This is a genomic window from Candidatus Rokuibacteriota bacterium (genome assembly GCA_030647435.1).
Taxonomy (GTDB): domain Bacteria; phylum Methylomirabilota; class Methylomirabilia; order Rokubacteriales; family CSP1-6; genus AR37.
Genome location: JAUSJX010000029.1, coordinates 51557 through 68788, shown reverse-complemented (window position 1 = coordinate 68788; position 17232 = coordinate 51557). Strand labels below are relative to the sequence as shown.

Here is a 17232-nt window from a genome sequence, read left to right as displayed (position 1 = left end):
ACGCGTCCCCTCAGGCCGCAACTTGGGCCCGGGGTCCAGCTGAGGCACCGGGCGGGGAGGCGGGTGGGGCCGGGGGCACCCCCCGTGGACCCGTATCTTCTGCGCGCAGCCGAAGCCCGAGACCTCGATCTCGTGGCCCCATCGAGACGCCGCGAAGCGCCCGCGAGTCAGCGTGGTCCGCGGGGGGTGCCCCCGGCCCCACCCGCCGCATCTGCACCTAGCGGAAGAGGGGAGCTAGTACCAGCGCGACGACCGACATGAGCTTGATCAGGATGTTCATGCTGGGCCCCGCCGTGTCCTTGAACGGATCACCCACCGTGTCGCCCACGACGGCGGCCTTGTGCGCCTCCGAGCCCTTGCCCCCGAGGTTGCCCTCCTCGATGTACTTCTTGGCGTTGTCCCACGCGCCGCCCGCGTTGGCCATGAAGAGCGCGAGGAAGACGCCCATGAGCGTCGCACCCGCGAGGAAGCCGCCCAGCGCTTCCTTGCCCATGACGAAGCCGATGACGGGGGGCAGCACGACCGCGGACAGCCCGGGCACGATCATCTCCTTGAGCGCCGCGCCCGTGGCGATCTCGACGCAGCGGGCGGTGTCGGGCTTGGCGGTGCCCTCCATTAGGCCGGCGATCTCGCGGAACTGGCGCCGCACCTCCTGGACCATGCCGAAGGCGGCGCGCCCGACGGCGCGCATGGTCAGCGCCGCGATCATCATCGGCATGATGCCGCCCAGGAAGAGGCCGATCACCACCTTGGCGTCGAGCAGGTCGATCGTCTTGAGCCCGACGGACTCCGTATACGCCGCGTAGAGGGCGAGCGCCGTCAGCGCCGCCGAGCCGATGGCGAAGCCCTTGCCGATGGCCGCCGTCGTGTTGCCGAGGGCGTCGAGCTTGTCCGTGATACCGCGCGTCTCGGGCCCGAGGTTCGCCATCTGGGCGATGCCGCCCGCGTTGTCGGCGATCGGGCCGTAGGCGTCCACGCTCATGGTGATGCCGATGGTGGCGAGCATGCCGACGCCCGCCAGTGCGATGCCGTAGAGGCCGTGGGCGTAGTGCGAGACGAAAATCGCGCCGCAGATGGCCACGACCGGCAGGGCCGTGGACTCGAGGCCGACCGCGATACCGGTGATGATGTTGGTCGCCGAGCCCGTCTTGCAGCTCTCGGCGATCTCCTCGACGCGCTTGCCCGAGGTGTAGAGCTCGGTGAGATAGCCGATGGCCGAGCCCGCCAGGAGCCCCGAGAGCACCGCCCAGAACGGCGCCGGCCCGACGTCCATGACGCGCACCACGATCCAGCTCAACACGATCAGGATGCCGGCCGCGATGAGCGTCGCGTTGCGGAGCGCCGCCTGCGGGTCCATGCGCTGGAGAAAGCCCATTGAGAGCACGCCCGCGGCCGACGAGACGAGCCCCGCCATCACGATGACGATGGGCAGCAGCATCATCGCCATGGGATTGGGCAGGGCGGAGCCGATGGCGATGGCGGCCACGATGGAGCCGACGTAGGACTCGAAGAGGTCGGCGCCCATGCCGGCGACGTCGCCCACGTTGTCGCCGACGTTGTCGGCGATGACGGCGGGGTTCCGCGGGTCGTCCTCGGGGATGCCCGCCTCGATCTTGCCGACGAGGTCGGCGCCGACGTCGGCCGACTTGGTGTAGATGCCGCCGCCGACGCGGGCGAAGAGCGCGATGGACGAGGCGCCCATGGCGAAGCCGCTGATGATGACCGGGTCCTGCCAGCGGAGGAAGAAGAGGCCCAGGCCCAGGATGCCGAGCGCGGCGATGGTCAGGCCCATCACCGAGCCGCCGAAGAAGGCCACCGCGAGCGCCTTGTCGCGCCCGACGGTCCGCGCCGCCTGGGCGGTCCGCACGTTGGCCTTGGTCGCGGCCTTCATGCCGATGAACCCGGCCAGCATGGAGCAGACGGCGCCCGAGATGAACGCGAGCGCGGTGCGGGTGCCGATGCCGAGCGAGAGCAGGGCGGCCACCACCACGATGAACCAGACGAGGATCGAGTATTCCTTGCGAAGGAAGGCCATCGCCCCAGTCTCGATCGCCTCCGCGATCTCGGTCATCGCGCCTGTGCCCGCCGGCTGGGCCACGACGTACCGGTACAGCACGAAGGCCATCAGGAGCCCGAGGGCGCCGAGGACCGGAGCGAGAATGGGAAGGGACATAGGCGCCTCCCTAGAAGCGGCGGGCGTTGTGAGCTTCGACCAGCCTGAGCGCCTGGGCACCCGCCTCGAGGCAGGCCGCCTCGACCGTTGGGCGCTCGTCGGGGAGGAAGGCCGAGAGCACGTGGTCCACGATCTCCTCGCGGTCCCGACCGGGCGAGGCCGGTCGGCCGATGCCGACCTTGACCCGCCGCAGCTGGTCCGTGCCGAGCGTGCTGATCAGCGACCGCATACCGTTGTGGCCTCCCGCGCTGCCCTTCAAGCGCACCCGCACCCTGCCCAGCGGCAGGTCGAGGTCGTCGTACACGAAGATGAGGTCGCCCGCGACCAGCTGGAGCTTGCGCGTGACGCGTGCCACCGGCGGTCCCATGGCGTTCATGAAGCACTGCGGTTTGACGAGGTAGACGACGTCGCCCCGCCACTTGGCGTGGGCGACCAGGTGGCCGCCCACGCGCTGGAAGCGCACCTTGAGCTTCTTGGCCAGGGCGTCGAGCGCGCGGGCGCCCATGTTGTGCCGCGTGTCGCGGTACTCGGGCCCGGGGTTGCCGAGCCCGACGATTCCCTGGGCCACTTACTCTTTCTTCTTTCCCTTCTTGTCCTTCTCCTCGGCCTCGGGCTCTTCCTTGAGCTTGCGCTCGGTGAGCACTTCCGGCTCGCCCGGCGCCCCTGCCACAGCGCCCACCACGGCGGCCACGGGCGCGGCGACTTCCTCGACGGCCGGCGGGGCCACGGTGGCCACGGCCTGCGCCCTGTCGGTCAGCACGCGCACGCCCTCGGGTACGGCGAGGTCGGCCACGGTCAACACGTCGCCGATCGCGAGGTTGGAGACGTCGGCCGTGATGTCCTCGGGGATATTCGCCGGCAGGCACGAGACCTGGACCTCGCGCAGCACCATCTCGAGGATGCCCTGCGTGTCGCGCACGCCGACCGGTTCGCCCACGTGACGGAGCGCCACCGTCACCTGGATCGGCTTGTCCATGTTGACCTCCTGGAGGTCGACATGGACCAGGTCCTCGGAGACGGGGTCGAGCTGCAGATCGCGAAGGATGACCATGCGCGAGTCCTTGGCCCCGGCGAACGTCACGCGGAGCAGCTGCGTGCTGCCCTCGTGGCCGTGGATGATGCGGAAGACCTCCCGCGGGTCCACGGCGATGTTGACGGGGGTCGAGCCCCCGTAGAGAATGCCCGGCGTCTTGCCGGAACGCCGCAGCCGCCTGGCCACGGACTTGCCCACGCCCTCGCGGGGCGTAACGGTCAGCTCACGAATTTCCATGATGCGATCGCTCCTTCATTGCTTGAGTTACACGAAGAGGGTCGACACCGACTCCTCGTCGTGAATGCGGCGGATGGCCTCCGCGAGCAGCGGCGCCACCGACAGCACGTGGATCTTGGGATTTGCCTTGTCGGGCGTCAGCGGCACCGAGTTGGTGATGACGACCTCTTCGAGCGCCGAACTCTCGATGCGCTCAATGGCCGGCCCGGAGAGCACGCCGTGGACGGCACAGGCCAGCACGCGGCGCGCGCCCTCGCGCTTGACGGCCTCGACCGCCTGGATGAGGGTGCCGGCGGTGTCGATCATATCGTCGATGACGACGACGTCCTTGTCCTTGACGTCGCCGATCAGGTACATGAAGACGGCGACGTTGGGGCCGTCGCGGCGCTTGTCGATGATGGCCAGCCCCGCGTTCAGGCGCTTGGCGATCGCGCGGGCCCGCTCGACGCCGCCCGCGTCGGGAGAGACCAGGACCGGGTCCTTGAGGTCCTTCTTCGCCAGGTAGTCCACGATCACCGGGGGAGCGGCGAAGAGGTGGTCAACCGGGATATCGAAGAAACCCTGGATCTGCCCGGCGTGGAGGTCCACCGCGAGCACGCGGTGGCAGCCCGCCGTCGTGATGAGGTCGGCCACGAGCTTGGCCGTGATCGGCACGCGCGGCATCACCTTCCGGTCCTGGCGGCCATAGCCGTAGTACGGCAGGACCGCGGTGATGCGCCGGGCTGACGCGCGCTTGAACGCGTCGATCATGACCAACAGCTCCATCAGGTGGTCATTGACGGGCGGGCAGGTGGGCTGGACCACGAAGACGTCCTGACCGCGGACGTTCTCGTTGATCTGGACGTAGACCTCGCCGTCCGAGAATCGCGAGACGTCGGCGTCGCCCAGGCGGATGTGCAGGTGCTGGGCGATCTCCTCGGCCAGGGGCCGGTTCGCGTTTCCCGAGAACAGCTTCAGTTCATAGGCCATGGTTTTTACTCAGCACTCGCCTCATCGTGCTCCTCGCCTGCGGCTCGTCGGCCACGCTTCAGCTCGAACTGCGTCTCTCATTCAGCCCTCGCCTCACGGCTTCGCCCTTCGGCTCGAACCGCCACGCCTGCGGCTCGTCAGCCACGTTTCGGCTCGAACCGCGTTCCCGGAATGTGGCTGGGGCGGGAGGGCTCGAACCTCCGTTGCGGGGTCCAAAGCCCCGAGTCCTACCTCTAGACGACGCCCCAGTGAGTCTAGACGGCGCGAATGGCGGCGCCGCTGTTCGTCCTCACGGCCCAGGCCGACCAGCCCGCGCGGTTCACCCGCCGCTGGATCTGGCGCGCCTGGTCCAGCGAGCGCGCCACGCCGAACACCGTCGGCCCGCTGCCCGACATCACCGCGCCGAGCGCACCTGCGGCCAGCAGCGCCGCCTTCATCCGCCCGATCACCGGCATGGCCGGCTCGACCCAGCGCTCGAGGTGGTTCGTCAGCGCCGCGGCGACCTTGGCCGCGTTCCGCGTCCTGAGCGCCTCCAGCATCCGCTTGGTGCCCTCGGGCTTCGCGTGCCATCCCACGGGCACCCGCCCGTACACCTCTCTCGTGGACAGCGGGACTCCCGGATTAACGAGCACCATCGCGTAGCCGCCCACGGTCGGCACCGGCTTGAGCACTTCGCCGCGCCCCGTCCCCACCGCCCGTCCCGGACCGAGGAAGAACGGCACGTCCATCCCGAGCCTGACCGCGAGTGCCATCAACCGCTCCCGACGCCAGCGCAGCCCCCAGAGGCGGTTGAGCCCCCAGAGCGTAGCGGCCGCGTCGCTCGAGCCGCCCCCAAGCCCTGCCGCCACCGGGATGCGCTTGTCGAGCACGATCCGCGCCCCGGCTTGGATGCCCGACGCCTCCCGGAGGAGCCGCGCCGCGCGGACGACCAGGTTGCGGTCGTCGGTGGGGAGGGCGGCGTCGCTCGTCTCGAGCGTGATCGTTTCGGCCCTCTCCACCGTCAAGCGGTCAAAAAGATCCACCGCCTGCATCACGGTGGACAACTCATGGTATCCGTCGGAACGCTTGCCCAGAACCTCGAGGGCCAGATTGACCTTGGCCGAGGTTCGCAGCACCAAGTGTCGAGCGCTTCCCGGCCGCTTCAACAAAGCGGTAAAGCCTACCACGCCCCCTTGCGGACGGTCAACGGAAGTCTTGGATTCTCACACCTTGCGGGACAGTCAGCTTGAGCAGCTCGGGGTCGAAACCGGAGTCCCGCCGAGGGTCTCGGTAGCGTACCGTCACGTCGAGCTTCCCGTCGAGCGTCGCGAGTCGCACACCGTCAGGGACGAAGACGGCGCGGGCCGGTTGGGAGCCGCCCGTCCACTCGATCTGGCGGGCGTCGCCGGAGGCCGGGTCGAGCCAGATTCGTTGGCGGCCGTCGGCGGTTTCCAAAGCCAGCGATGGACCGATGTCATCCGGCGGTAGCATCTGGCCCGAGAGCGGGTCGCGGGCGGGCAGGGCATAGCCGGCCAGGAGGCTGACAAGCTCCTCGGCGCCCAGCGCCAGCCCAAGCCAGCGGCGGGTGGCATCCGGGGAGGAGCGCCCGATGAAGGCGCGCTCGCTGAGCACCTCCCAGAGCGTGACGGCGTCGGCATCGGAGGCGACGACGAGCAGGGGCGGTCCGAAGGGCGTCAGGGCTTCGAAGCGGAGCGAGGCAGGCGCGCGGAGGAGGAGCACGCCCGAGAGGCGCTCGATGCGTGTGCCCCGGCGAATCCTGATCTCGGCCAGGGAGCGCAGGTCGTGGAAGTCGCGCCAGCGCGCCTCGAGCGTGGCGCGCGCGGCCAGGACGTCGGGCGGGAGCGGCTGGCGCGGCGGAAGCGAAGCGCAGCCGCCCGACAGGGCGAGCGCGCCCAGCAGCAGGCCGGCGAGCTTACTTCTGCTCGGCCTTGGGACGGTCACCGCCCTTGGACCGGCGGGCCTTGTCGCGCGCATCGTCGAGCTTCTTCTTGATCGTCCCGGTGACGCTGCTGTCGACGTCCGCCTTGAGCGCGCGCTCCCAGACCGTGATCGCGTCGTCGGTGCGGCCCGTCTTGATGTACGCGTCGGCCAGGTGGTCGAGGACGACCGGGTCTTCCTTGGCGAAGGACACGGCGCGCTGCAGCTCCTTGAGCGCGTCGGCGTAGCGTCCCTGCTGGTAGTAGGCCCAGCCCAGGCTGTCGATGAAGTAGCCGTTCTCGGGGTCGAGGTCGAGCGCGCGCTTGATGAGCTGCACGGCCTCGGTCAGGTTCTGGCCCCGCTCGGCGTACATGTAGCCGATGTAGTTGTAGGACTCGGCGTGCTTGGGGTCGAGCACGAGCACGCGGCGGAAGGCCCCCACGGCGTCGTCGAAGCGCCCCTGCTTTTCGTAGACGACCCCCGTCTGGAAGACCAGGTCCTTGTTGTTGGCGTCGAAGCCGAGCCCTTCCTGGAGCGCGGCGAGCGAGCGGTCGTACTGCTGGGCCCGGAAGTACGCGGTGCCCAGGTAGAGGAAGAGCTCGGCCCGCTTGGGCTCGATGTTGACGGCTTCCTGCAGGAGCCGGATGGCCTCGTCGTGGCGCTTGGCGCGGCCGTGGAGGAACGCGAGCTGGACGCGGGCGTCGACCGAGCGCGGGTCGGCGGCCAGGATCTTCTCGAGCTCGGCGACCGCCTCCGCGTCCTTGCCGGAATCCATCAGCGCGGTGGCGAGGAAATAGCGCGCCCGCAGGTTGGTGGGCTCGATCGCGACGGCGTTGCGGAAGGCCGCCACGGCGCGATCCCACTGCTTCTGCTCGTAGTAGATCGCGCCGAGCTTGATCCAGATGCGCGGGTCGCGCGGCGCGCCCTCCGCCAGCGCCTCGACCTCTTGCTGCGCCTCCTTGAAGCGGCCGAGCCGGACCAGCACGTCACCCAGCCGCTCGACGAAGGTGATGTTCTCCGGGTTGGCCTGCAGCGCCTGCCGGTAGACCTTGAGCGCTTCTTCCGGCTGCTGGCGCGTCTCGTACACGAAGCCGAGCGCCATCCACGCCGCGTCCATGTCGGGGTCGAGCTCGACCGCGCCCTTGAGGCGCGTGATCGCCTCGTCCCACTGCTCGCCTTCGATGGCCACCCGTCCGAGCAGGTTCTGGGCCTGGGCCGAGCCGGGCTGGATCGCGACCAGACGCAGCAGCACCGCCCGCGCCTTGTCGAACTGTTTCAGCTCGAGGTCCTGCTGGGCGAGGGCGATATAGGCGTCGGGCGAGCCGGGCGCCAGCTGGATGGCCTTCTCGAGCTCGCCCTCGGCGTCGGCGAAGCGGCGCTGACGCCGGAAGATGTCGGCAAGCGTGAGATGGGGCGTCGCGTTGCCGGGCTCGAGCGCGATGGCTTTGTGCGCTGCCTCGACGGCCTTGGCCGGCTCGTTGGCGCGCGCCAGCCACTGGGAGAGTTGCACCCACAGCGCCGCCGTGTCGGGATCGCGGTCGATGGCCTGGCGGAGCGAGACGATGGCGTCCTGGACGCGGCCTGCGCGGGCGTGCATTTGGGCGACCGAGTAGAAGTAGTACGCGGCGGCGCGCGGGTCGCGGATCTTCGGGGGCGGCGCGTCGGCCGTCGCGCCGGCGTCATCGGCGGCGGTCAGGGGCTCCATCGACGCGCAGCCTGCGATCGCGACCGCGGCCGAGAGGACGATCCAGAATCGGGTCATGGCTGCTCCGAAGCGGCGGGAGCACGTCGCTCGCCGCGCGCCAGCAAGTCTTTGGTCAGAAGCCTCTTGAGCGACGATGCGAGCACGGGATCGGGGAGCTGGCCGGCTGCCGCATCCACGATCCGCGCTTCCTCGACGGTCAGGCGCCGCTCGGGCGCCTCGGTGCCCGCGCGCGAGGGCCGCGCGGCGACGTCGGCGTCGCCACGGCCGCTGCCCAGCGCGAACCGCACCCCGATGACGGCCGAGCCGTGGCGCTTCCGCAGCGCGGCCACGATGGCGGCAGAGCGCAGCGTTAGCTCCTGGAGCCACGGGGAGTTGTCGACGCTGACCTCGAGCGTGCCCTGCCGGAGCGCCCCGGGGCGGGAGCGTCGGGCTGCCTCGGGGCCCGCCGTCTGCGCCCACTCCCGGCGTATCGCTTCCTCGAGCATCCGCTCGGCCAAGGCCGGGACCGCCGCGGTCAGCAGGTTGCCGACCCTTACCGGATTACGGCCGCCGCGCGTGCCCATCGTGCGTTCCATCATACTTGACCCGTCCCCCCGCTGCCATACGGATACGGACGCGGTTTCGAGGGGGTCAAATTGACTCCCCCGGGAGCGGCCCTTATCATGACGCTGCCATGAGCCGGCCCCAGCGCGGTCAACGCTTGTCCGTCACCATCGACGACCTCGCATTCGGGGGCGAAGGCGTCGGCCGGGCGGACGGCTACGTGGTCTTCGTACGGGGCGGCGTGCCTGGTGACCGCCTCAGCGTCCGCCTCGACCAGGCTCGTTCCCGCTTCGGCCGCGGCACGATCGAGGCCATCGAGACTCCGTCGCCGCACCGGGTCGAGGCCCCGTGCCCGTACTTCGGACGCTGCGGCGGCTGCAAGCTGCAGCACGTGGACTACCAGGCGCAGCTGTCGTTCAAGTCCAAGCAGGTCGCCGACGCGCTCGAGCGGCTGGGCGGCCTCGGTCCCGTCGACGTCCGCCCCATCCTCGCTGCCGTGGAGACCTACGGCTACCGGAACAAGATGGAGTTCACCGTCGCGCGCGCCGGGGATGGCGCGGGCCTGACGGTGGGCCTCCACGAGGCGGCGCGCTACGACGCGGTCCTCGACATCGAGCGGTGTCTCCTCCAGTCAGACAGCATGAACGCGCTGCTCGACGAGGCGCGGCGGTTCTTCGCCGCGAGCGGGCTCACCGCGTGGGAGCAGGACTCCGGCGAGGGGCTCCTGCGCTTCCTCATGCTGCGCGAGGGGTACCGGACGGGCGAGAGCATGGTCAACATCGTCACCTCGTCGCCGGCGGTGTCGGAGCTGGCGCCCCTGGCCGAGCGGCTCTCGGCGCGCGAGCCACGGACCACGAGCGTGGTGGTGAACGTCAACCCCAAGAAGGCGAGCGTGGCGGTGGGCGTGGAGGAGCACCTCCTCGGCGGCCGCGACCACATCCGCGAGTTGGTGGGCGGGCTCGAGTTCCAGGTCTCGGCCAACTCGTTCTTCCAGACCAACACTGCGCAGGCCGAGCGGCTCTTCGCCCTCGTGCTGGACTCGGCGGGTCTTACGGGCGGCGAGACCGTGCTGGATCTGTACTCCGGCACGGGCGCCATCAGCCTGCAGCTGGCCACGCGCTGCCGCTGGGTGTACGGCGTCGAGATGACGCAGGCCGCGGTGGACGATGCGGCCCGAAACGCCGCCGCCAACGGCATCACGAACTGCACCTTCCTCGCCGGGGAAGTCCGCTTCGTCCTGCCTCAGCTCTGCTCCCAGGGCGTGAGCGCGGAGGTGGTCGTGGCGGACCCGCCGCGGGCGGGCTTCCACCCGAAGGCGCTGCGCGCGCTCCTGCAGATGGGCCCCGCGCGGATCGTCTACGTCTCGTGCAACCCGGCGACGCTGGCGCGGGACCTGGGCGAGCTCGTGCGCGGCGGCTATCGCCTCGAGTGGGTGCAGCCGGTGGACATGTTCCCGCACACGCCGCACATCGAGGCCGTGGCGCGATTGGAGCGCGTTCCCGCATGAGGTCCTACCTGCTCCGCCGGCTGTGGCAGGCGGTGCTCGTGCTCTTCGGCGTCTCAGTCGTCGTGTTCCTGATCCTGCACCTCACCGGTGATCCGGCCGCGCTGCTCCTGCCGCCCGACGCGACGGCCGAGGACGTGACGAGCTTCCGCAAGGCCATGGGCTTCGACGATCCCGTGGCCGTCCAGTACCTCCGCTTTCTCAAGGGCGCGCTGCGCGGCGACTTCGGCGAGTCGCTCCGCCACGGCGAGCCCGCCATGCACCTCGTCCTGGAACGGCTGCCCGCGACGTACGAGCTGGCCGGCGCCGGGCTCCTCCTCGCGCTGTGCCTGGCCATTCCGGCCGGCATCATCTCGGCGGTCAAGCGGAACACGCCCATCGACTACATCTCGACCGTGGTCGCCCTCATGGGCCAGGCCATGCCGACCTTCTGGCTCGGCATCATGCTGATCCTGGTCTTCTCGGTGCGGCTCAGCTGGCTGCCCTCCTCGGGTCGCGGCGGCTTCGAGCACCTCATCCTGCCGGCGGTGACGCTCGGGCTCTTCACCACGGCGCGCATCACGCGGCTGACGCGCTCCGGCATGCTCGAGGTGCTGGGGCAGGACTACATCCGCACCGCGCGGGCCAAGGGAGTCAGCGAGCAGCCGGTGGTCTGGAAGCACGCGCTCAAGAACGCGGCGATCCCCATCGTCACCATCGTCGGGATCGAGCTCGGCACGCTGCTCGGCGGTTCCGTCATCACCGAGATCATCTTCGCCTGGCCCGGGGTCGGGCGCCTCTCGGTGCAGGCCATTTTCAACCGCGACTACCCCGTGGTGCAGGCGGCCGTCTTCATCCTCGCCACCACCTTCGTGTTCCTGAACTTCCTCGTGGACATCGCCTACACCTGGCTCGATCCGCGGATCAGGTACCGCTGATGACGCCGCCCAACAGCACCGCCGTCGCGCTGTCCGCTCCGGTCGCGGTCGAGGAGCGGCGGTGGGTGATGACGCTCAAGCGGCTCGCCCGGCGCCGCACCGCGGTCTTCGGCCTGGGCGTCGTGATCACGGTGCTGCTGGCGTCCGTCTTCGCCCCGTGGCTCACGCCCTTCGACCCGCTCGAGCAGGACATCAACGAGCGCCTCCGGGAGCCCGGGTGGCAGAGTGCCGCCGGCCGCGTCCACGTGCTCGGCACCGATCACCTGGGGCGGGACATCCTGGCCCGCGTGATCTTCGGCTCGCGCATCGCGCTCGCCGTGGGGTTCTCGGCCGTCCTGATCTCCGGCGTGCTCGGCATGGCCGTCGGCCTCGTCTCCGGCTACTTCGGCGGCAAGGTGGACGACTTCTTCATGCGCCTGGCCGACATCCAGCTGGCCTTTCCGTTCATCCTGCTCGCCATCGCCGTCATCGGCGTGCTCGGGCCGAGCCTGCGCAACATCATCATCGTCATCGGCGTGTCCTCGTGGGTGGTGTATGCGCGCGTCGTCCGCGGCGAGGTGCTCTCGATCCGCGAGCGCGAGTTCGTGCAGGCGGCCATCGCGCTCGGCAGCCGGGACGGGCGCGTGCTGGTCCGCCACGTGCTGCCGAACGCCTTCACGCCGTGGCTCGTGGTCGCCACGCTCGACATGGCGCGCGTGATCGTCATCGAGTCCGCGCTGTCCTTCCTGGGGCTGGGAGTCCAGCCGCCCACGCCGACCTGGGGCGGCATGCTCGCCGACGGACGTGTCTACCTCTCGACGGCGTGGTGGCTCGCGACCTTCCCGGGCTTGGCCATCCTCGTGACGGTGCTCGGCATCAACCTGCTCGGCGACGGCCTCCGCGACACGCTGGACCCCCGGCTGAACGTCTGATGGCCGCGATGGAGACGCTGGTCCTGATGGGAGCGTCCCTGATCGACGGCACGGCCGCGGAGCCAGCGCGCGGCCGCGCCGTGGTCGTCGAGGGCGGGCGCATTGCCTCGGTGGTGGACGAGGCGCGCGCGCCCCGAGGCAGGCACATCGACCTCTCGGGGTGCACGCTCCTGCCGGGGCTCATCAACTGCCACGTGCACCTCTGCCTCGGCGCCGAGGCAGATCCCGTGCGCGTGCTCAAGGACGAGCCCGTCGCGCTGACGGCGCTCAAGGCGCTCCTGCGCGCGAGGCAAACGGTGGACGCGGGCGTGACGACGGTGCGGGATCTCGGCGGGCGCGAGTACGTCGAGCTCTCCGTCCGCCGCGCCGTCGCCGAGGGGCTCTTCCTTGGGCCCCGCATCCTCGCCGCTGGGCGCCCGGTCTGCATGACCGGCGGCCACGGCAACTGGCTCGGGCGCGAGGCCGACGGCCCCGACGACGCGCGGAAGGCGGTGCGCGAGCAGCTCAAGGCGGGCGCCGATGTGATCAAGCTCATCGCGACGGGCGGCGTGATGACGCCGGGGGTCGAGCCGGGCTCGCCGCAGCTGACGCTCGAGGAGATGCGCGCGGCCGTCGAGGAGGCCGGGAAGGCAGGACGGCTTGCCGCCGCGCACGCCCAGGGCGCCTCCGGGATCGCCGACGCCATCGAGGCCGGCATCACGACGATCGAGCACGGCATCTTCCTGACCGACGAGATCATCGCGTCCATGAAGCGCAAGGGCGTGTTCCTCGTGCCGACGCTGGCGGCGCCCGCCGCCATCTCCGCGGGCGGGCTCGCCGCTGGCATCCCCGACTTCATGGTGCGAAAGTCCGACGCCGTGATCCCGCACCACATCGCGAGCTTCCAGCGCGCGGCCAAGGCCGGGGTGCGCATCGCGGCCGGCGCCGACTCGGGCACGCCGCTCAACTTCCACGGCAGCCTGCTGCCCGAGCTCGAGCTGATGGTCAAGTACGGCATGACGCCGCTCGAGGCGATCCGCTCGGCGACCTCGGTGGCGGCCGAGGCGCTCGGGCTGGGCGGCGAGACCGGCCGTGTAGCGCCGGGGTACGCGGCCGATCTCCTTGCGGTGGCCGGGCAGCCCGCCGAGCGCATCGGCGCCCTCGCTGACGTCCGTCTCGTCCTGGCGCGCGGCGCCGTCGTCACGGCGCCATGATCGCCATCCGCCCGGCGGCTGAGCGCGGGCACGCCGACCACGGCTGGCTCGACACGCGCCACACGTTTTCGTTCGCCTCGTACCACGACCCGAGGCACATGGGCTTCCGGTCGCTGCGCGTCATCAACGAGGATCGCGTCAAGCCCGGCGAGGGCTTCGGCACGCACGCGCACCGTGACATGGAGATCCTGACCTGGGTGCTCGACGGCGCCCTCGAGCACAAGGACAGCATGGGCAACGGCGCGGTGATCCGGCCGGGGGATCTGCAGCGCATGAGCGCGGGCACGGGCGTGACCCACAGCGAGTTCAACCCGTCGCCGGAGGCGCCGGTGCACTTCCTGCAGATCTGGCTCCTGCCGCGCGAGCGCGGGCTCCCTCCCGGCTACGAGCAGAAGCGATTTCCGCAGGAAGAGCGGCGCGGCCGTCTTCGCCTCATCGCCGCGGGCGACGGACGGGACGGCGCCGTCACGATCCACCAGGACGCAGACCTCTGGACAGCCGTGCTCCAGCCGGGCGAGTCGGTGCGCCATGCGCCGGCGCCCGAGCGCTACGCCTGGGTCCATGTGGCGCGCGGCGCGGTGAGCCTCAACGGCTCGACGCTCGGTGCCGGTGACGGCGCCGCGGTCAGCGACGAGGCGGCGCTCGAGATCGCCGGCGCGGCCGACGCCGAGGTGCTCCTCTTCGATCTGGCCTGACGGGGTCTGGGATTTAGTCTGACGGGGTCTGGTTGGCCGAGTGAGCAGTCTGGTTGATGAGAAACAGCGCCAACTTTTACGGAGGTGCCGATATGCCGTTCGGAGGAACTGACTGGCTCGCGTTGACTTCGGAACCGGCCGTGGAGCCGGAGATGCCCATCTGCGATCCCCATCACCATTTCTGGGACTTTCGCACCTCGCGCCTGCCCTACCAGCGATATTTGCTCCACGAGCTGGCCGCCGACATGCAGAGCGGTCACAACGTGCGTTCCACCGTGTTCATCGAGGCGCGAGCCATGTACCGCGCCGACGGCCCTGAGGAGATGCGTCCCGTCGGCGAAGTCGAATTCGTCCAGGGGCTGGCCGCGGCCAGCGCGAGCGGTCTGTACGGCCCCGGCCGGGCCGCCGCCGCCATCGTCGGTCACGCCAACCTGAACCTGGGCGCGCGCGTGGCGCCGGTGCTGGAGGCGCTGCGGGCGGCCAGCCCCAACCGCTTCCGGGGCATCCGCCATTCCGTGACGTGGGATCCCCACCCGGAGGTGGAGAACACTGCCGCGCACAACAGGCAGGGGCAGCTGGCCAGTGACGAGTTCCGGGCCGGCGCGCGGGTGCTGGCGCGGATGGGGTTGTCCCTCGAGGGGTGGCTGTACTTTCCGCAGCTGCCCGAGTTGGCGGCGTTCGCCAAGGCCGTCCCCGACCTGACCGTCATCCTGAACCATATCGGCGGGCTGCTGCGGATCGGCCCGTACGCCAACCGGGACCACGAGGTGCTGACCACCTGGCGGAGCGGGATCGCCGCCGTCGCGGCGTGCCCCAACGTCTACGTGAAACTGGGCGGCATCGGCATGCCGCGCACCGGTTTCGACTGGCATGCGCGGAACACGCCCATCGGCTCGGAAGAGCTGGCGGCGTCGATGGCGCCCTTCATGACGTACTGCATCGAGCAGTTCGGCCCCACCCGGTGCATGTTCGAGAGCAACTTCCCAGTTGATAAGGTCTCGTACTCCTACAACGTCATGTACAACGCCTTCAAGCGGCTGTCCAAGGGCTACTCGACGTTCGAGCGCGCCGCGATGTTCCACGACACGGCGGCTCGTGTCTACCGGATAGACGTCTAACCCGCCGCCGACGTCGACGACGACAGACGGCAACCTGCCCAGCATAGACGGCCCCCTATGTGGCCGTGTTGACCCTAGTCGCTCAAAAAAACGGTGGCCGGTCTCGCGGGGACGCGCCGCCCCGCGGACCGGGCAGTTGTCGTGCGGCACCTTTTCTTAGGCACATCGGCCCATGCCATCGTCACGCCGTGGATCGTGTCGCGAGCACCGCCCTGGAGATGGTTGCGCCCCAATATCAGCCGCCGAGGGCGAGCCTGGTTTCCAGGAAGCGGCACTTCCTGCGAAATCGGGAGAAGGCCGAGGGAGGCTCCTTGTTGTCGCGGCTCGGCCTGGCGCCGCCAGCATCCAGTCCTGGGTGCGGCCGCTGAGAGGCGAGCGGCCCCTCCGCGCATCACATCCCGTACGAGTACGGAATCTCCGACTCCACGAGCAGCCGGCTCCGGACGCCCTTCACCCCCGGCAGGGACCGCGCCATGGTCTCGACGGCTGATTTCTCCGCCTCGGAGGCGACCAGCCCCCAGATCAGGAGCTCCCCCTTCTCCGCGGCGACCACGATCCCGTGATGGGAGGCCCAGGGTTCCTTCGCAAGCCGCGCTCGCATCTCGCTCACGAGCTGACTGTCGGAGGTCGGCCCGCCAACCGGGCTCGGCGCATTTGCCAGGACCTTGACAAGATCTCCCCGGCTCACGATCCCCACGACCCGGCCGTCGGCCACCACGGGGACACGCCGGATCCGGCGCTGATCCAGAATGAGAGCGGCCGCCTCGATCGGGAGATCGGGGCTCACCGAGATCACCGCCTTGGTCATGACCTCCGCCACCGTCGTCCCCGCGGCCTTCTGGTACTCGCGGGCCAGCCGCTCGCCGTCCTGGAAGAAGGCGCGCCACCAGGGCACCCGCTGTCGAGCCCTCTGTCGCAAGATCAGGTCACCCTCGCTGAGCACACCGACCAGTTTCCCATGCTCGTCCACGACAGGCAGGCCGCTGACGCCGTGGTCCACCATGAGGCGCGCGGCCTCGCGGATCGGGGTCTGGGGGGCAACGGTGATCACATCCCGTGTCATGATCTCTTGGATCCTCATAGCCTCAATCCTCCGCATGCGAGTTGCCCAATGTCTCGCGGGAAGACTGGCCCGCGACCGGGCGAAAGAAACTAGCTCCAGCCCGGCCCATACTGCTCCCGCTACAGAGGCGCCGTCAATGCACGCGTCTCCGAGTTCCGTCGCCTGCTCCTGCCGCCATGCCACCGCCGATACGGGCGTGTATGTTGGCTATGCCCCCGCGCACGGTCAAACCGGAGGACATGTTCGCCCACAACACGCTGGAGCTGGAGTAGCGCGTCACCCGTCGGATACGCCTTGCGGACTCCGACCCGCTCGGCTATGTTCTGGGCGCACGATCAGAAGGGAGCGTTGCCAGCATGGCTATCGCCATTCGGTCGAACAGCCAGATCCCCTATCCCATCATTTCTGGCGGGGCCTTCACTCGGAGGTCCAGGTGATATCTTGCGGCGCCTCGCGGTGTATCACGGCATGGGAACGAAGGCGTGCCCTGCGGTTTCGCGTAAACGCGGGTGCCGACGGAGCTCGGCCGGGCTCGTTCGTTGCGCTATTCAGAACTACGCAGCCGGATATCGCAGTTCAAGAGAGATAGAGTTATCCGTGCCGGAGCAGCAGGAGGGGAAGATGATGAACGGGCCCATGTATCACGACGGCTCGCGCCAGCTCCAGGATCGTTTTGCCACGCGCAGGCTTGCCGACCGCCTCGTCGAGGTCGTTGCGCACGACACGTTCACGGACGGCGATCGAGTGTTCATCGGGAGCCGCCCCCTGTTCTTCCTTGCCACGGCCGACGCCGATGGGCGGCCGGACTGCTCGTACAAAGGCGGCCTGCCCGGCTTTGTCCGCGTGGTCGACCCGCGGACGCTCGCGTTTCCCAGCTACGATGGCAACGGGATGTTCAAGAGCCTCGGCAACATCCTCGTCAACCCGCAGGTTGGAATGCTATTCATCGACTTCGAGAGTCCCAAGCGCCTGCGGGTGAACGGTCGGGCGACCATGCACGACGATGATCCGCTGCTCTCCGAGTTTGTTGGCGCCCAGCTGATTGTGCGGGTGGATGCCCATGCCATTTTCCCAAACTGTCCCCGCTACATCCACAAGATGCAGGTTGTTGAGCATTCGGCGTTTGCGCCGCGCGAGAACTACACGCCGCCGATACCCGAATGGAAGCAGCGCCCCGAATTTCGCGAGGTGTTGCCAGCTTGTGATCCGGCCGCGGATTCGCCGGACAACAGATGACCGTGCTTGCCACGATGG

Annotated in this window: 16 protein-coding genes and 1 tRNA gene; 7 read left to right on the top strand and 10 right to left on the bottom strand. The window is 69.6% G+C overall.

Going from position 1 to position 17232, the window contains the following annotated elements:
• Positions 1 to 217: 217 nt before the first annotated feature.
• The 9 genes from Q7W02_05420 to Q7W02_05380 form a co-directional block, all read right to left on the bottom strand.
• On the bottom strand, positions 218 to 2173 hold the full coding sequence (locus Q7W02_05420; protein ID MDO8475628.1) for a sodium-translocating pyrophosphatase: 1956 nt from the start codon (positions 2171 to 2173) through the stop codon (positions 218 to 220).
• A 10-nt stretch (positions 2174 to 2183) separates the two neighbouring features.
• A complete protein-coding gene (gene pth / locus Q7W02_05415; GenBank protein ID MDO8475627.1) occupies positions 2184 to 2741 on the bottom strand; it encodes an aminoacyl-tRNA hydrolase in 558 nt (185 codons plus the stop codon).
• Entirely contained in the window at positions 2742 to 3443 is a 702-nt protein-coding gene (locus tag Q7W02_05410; GenBank protein MDO8475626.1) for a 50S ribosomal protein L25, read from the bottom strand.
• A 27-nt stretch (positions 3444 to 3470) separates the two neighbouring features.
• Positions 3471 to 4412, bottom strand: coding sequence for a ribose-phosphate pyrophosphokinase (locus tag Q7W02_05405; GenBank protein MDO8475625.1), 942 nt, complete (start codon positions 4410 to 4412; stop codon positions 3471 to 3473).
• Positions 4413 to 4586: 174 nt separating this feature from the next.
• Positions 4587 to 4660 (bottom strand) — tRNA-Gln (locus Q7W02_05400).
• A gap of 6 nt (positions 4661 to 4666) precedes the next feature.
• A complete protein-coding gene (locus Q7W02_05395) occupies positions 4667 to 5527 on the bottom strand; it encodes a 4-(cytidine 5'-diphospho)-2-C-methyl-D-erythritol kinase (protein MDO8475624.1) in 861 nt (286 codons plus the stop codon).
• A 67-nt stretch (positions 5528 to 5594) separates the two neighbouring features.
• Entirely contained in the window at positions 5595 to 6353 is a 759-nt protein-coding gene (locus Q7W02_05390) for a hypothetical protein (protein ID MDO8475623.1), read from the bottom strand.
• A complete protein-coding gene (locus Q7W02_05385) occupies positions 6325 to 8091 on the bottom strand; it encodes a tetratricopeptide repeat protein (GenBank protein MDO8475622.1) in 1767 nt (588 codons plus the stop codon). The genes Q7W02_05390 and Q7W02_05385 overlap by 29 nt, the downstream gene beginning before the upstream one ends.
• Positions 8088 to 8612 carry a DUF721 domain-containing protein gene (locus tag Q7W02_05380; GenBank protein MDO8475621.1) on the bottom strand — a complete coding sequence of 175 codons (525 nt, stop codon included), beginning with the start codon at positions 8610 to 8612 and terminating at the stop codon, positions 8088 to 8090. Before Q7W02_05380 ends, Q7W02_05385 begins: the two co-directional genes overlap by 4 nt.
• Positions 8613 to 8707: 95 nt before the next feature.
• On the opposite strand from Q7W02_05380, the gene rlmD reads away from it, so the two are divergent.
• The 6 genes from rlmD (at position 8708) to Q7W02_05350 (ending at position 14915) form a co-directional block, all read left to right on the top strand.
• On the top strand, positions 8708 to 10084 hold the full coding sequence (gene rlmD, locus Q7W02_05375) for a 23S rRNA (uracil(1939)-C(5))-methyltransferase RlmD (GenBank protein ID MDO8475620.1): 1377 nt from the start codon (positions 8708 to 8710) through the stop codon (positions 10082 to 10084).
• Complete coding sequence (locus Q7W02_05370) at positions 10081 to 10998, top strand: ABC transporter permease (GenBank protein ID MDO8475619.1); 918 nt, start codon at positions 10081 to 10083, stop codon at positions 10996 to 10998. Before rlmD ends, Q7W02_05370 begins: the two co-directional genes overlap by 4 nt.
• Positions 10998 to 11909: an ABC transporter permease gene (locus Q7W02_05365; GenBank protein MDO8475618.1), complete on the top strand. Its 912-nt coding sequence runs from the start codon at positions 10998 to 11000 to the stop codon at positions 11907 to 11909. The genes Q7W02_05370 and Q7W02_05365 overlap by 1 nt, the downstream gene beginning before the upstream one ends.
• Positions 11909 to 13102: an amidohydrolase family protein gene (locus Q7W02_05360; protein ID MDO8475617.1), complete on the top strand. Its 1194-nt coding sequence runs from the start codon at positions 11909 to 11911 to the stop codon at positions 13100 to 13102. The genes Q7W02_05365 and Q7W02_05360 overlap by 1 nt, the downstream gene beginning before the upstream one ends.
• Positions 13099 to 13797 (top strand): pirin family protein, encoded by a 699-nt coding sequence (locus Q7W02_05355; GenBank protein ID MDO8475616.1) that lies wholly within the window; start codon positions 13099 to 13101, stop codon positions 13795 to 13797. The genes Q7W02_05360 and Q7W02_05355 overlap by 4 nt, the downstream gene beginning before the upstream one ends.
• Positions 13798 to 13949: 152 nt before the next feature.
• A complete protein-coding gene (locus tag Q7W02_05350; protein MDO8475615.1) occupies positions 13950 to 14915 on the top strand; it encodes an amidohydrolase family protein in 966 nt (321 codons plus the stop codon).
• 391 nt (positions 14916 to 15306) lie between these two features.
• Here Q7W02_05350 and Q7W02_05345 read toward each other — a convergent pair whose 3' ends face one another.
• On the bottom strand, positions 15307 to 15978 hold the full coding sequence (locus Q7W02_05345) for a CBS domain-containing protein (protein MDO8475614.1): 672 nt from the start codon (positions 15976 to 15978) through the stop codon (positions 15307 to 15309).
• Positions 15979 to 16575: 597 nt separating this feature from the next.
• Here Q7W02_05345 and Q7W02_05340 point away from each other — a divergent pair.
• The gene (locus tag Q7W02_05340; protein MDO8475613.1) at positions 16576 to 17214 is read left to right on the top strand and encodes a pyridoxamine 5'-phosphate oxidase family protein; all 639 of its coding nucleotides are present in this window, start codon (positions 16576 to 16578) and stop codon (positions 17212 to 17214) included.
• Positions 17215 to 17232 lie beyond the last annotated feature (18 nt).

Excerpts from the sequence above, each read along its gene's own strand:
- Q7W02_05360 (MDO8475617.1), top strand. The coding sequence starts at position 11,909 with ATGGCCGCGATGGAGACGCTGGTCCTGATGGGAGCGTCCCTGATCGAC.
- Q7W02_05350 (MDO8475615.1), top strand. The coding sequence starts at position 13,950 with ATGCCCATCTGCGATCCCCATCACCATTTCTGGGACTTTCGCACCTCG.
- Q7W02_05420 (MDO8475628.1), bottom strand. The coding sequence starts at position 2,173 with ATGTCCCTTCCCATTCTCGCTCCGGTCCTCGGCGCCCTCGGGCTCCTG.
- Q7W02_05370 (MDO8475619.1), top strand. The coding sequence starts at position 10,081 with ATGAGGTCCTACCTGCTCCGCCGGCTGTGGCAGGCGGTGCTCGTGCTC.
- Q7W02_05380 (MDO8475621.1), bottom strand. The coding sequence starts at position 8,612 with ATGATGGAACGCACGATGGGCACGCGCGGCGGCCGTAATCCGGTAAGG.
- Q7W02_05345 (MDO8475614.1), bottom strand. The coding sequence starts at position 15,978 with ATGACACGGGATGTGATCACCGTTGCCCCCCAGACCCCGATCCGCGAG.
- rlmD (MDO8475620.1), top strand. The coding sequence starts at position 8,708 with ATGAGCCGGCCCCAGCGCGGTCAACGCTTGTCCGTCACCATCGACGAC.
- Q7W02_05355 (MDO8475616.1), top strand. The coding sequence starts at position 13,099 with ATGATCGCCATCCGCCCGGCGGCTGAGCGCGGGCACGCCGACCACGGC.
- Q7W02_05385 (MDO8475622.1), bottom strand. The coding sequence starts at position 8,091 with ATGACCCGATTCTGGATCGTCCTCTCGGCCGCGGTCGCGATCGCAGGC.
- Q7W02_05365 (MDO8475618.1), top strand. The coding sequence starts at position 10,998 with ATGACGCCGCCCAACAGCACCGCCGTCGCGCTGTCCGCTCCGGTCGCG.
- Q7W02_05410 (MDO8475626.1), bottom strand. The coding sequence starts at position 3,443 with ATGGAAATTCGTGAGCTGACCGTTACGCCCCGCGAGGGCGTGGGCAAG.
- Q7W02_05405 (MDO8475625.1), bottom strand. The coding sequence starts at position 4,412 with ATGGCCTATGAACTGAAGCTGTTCTCGGGAAACGCGAACCGGCCCCTG.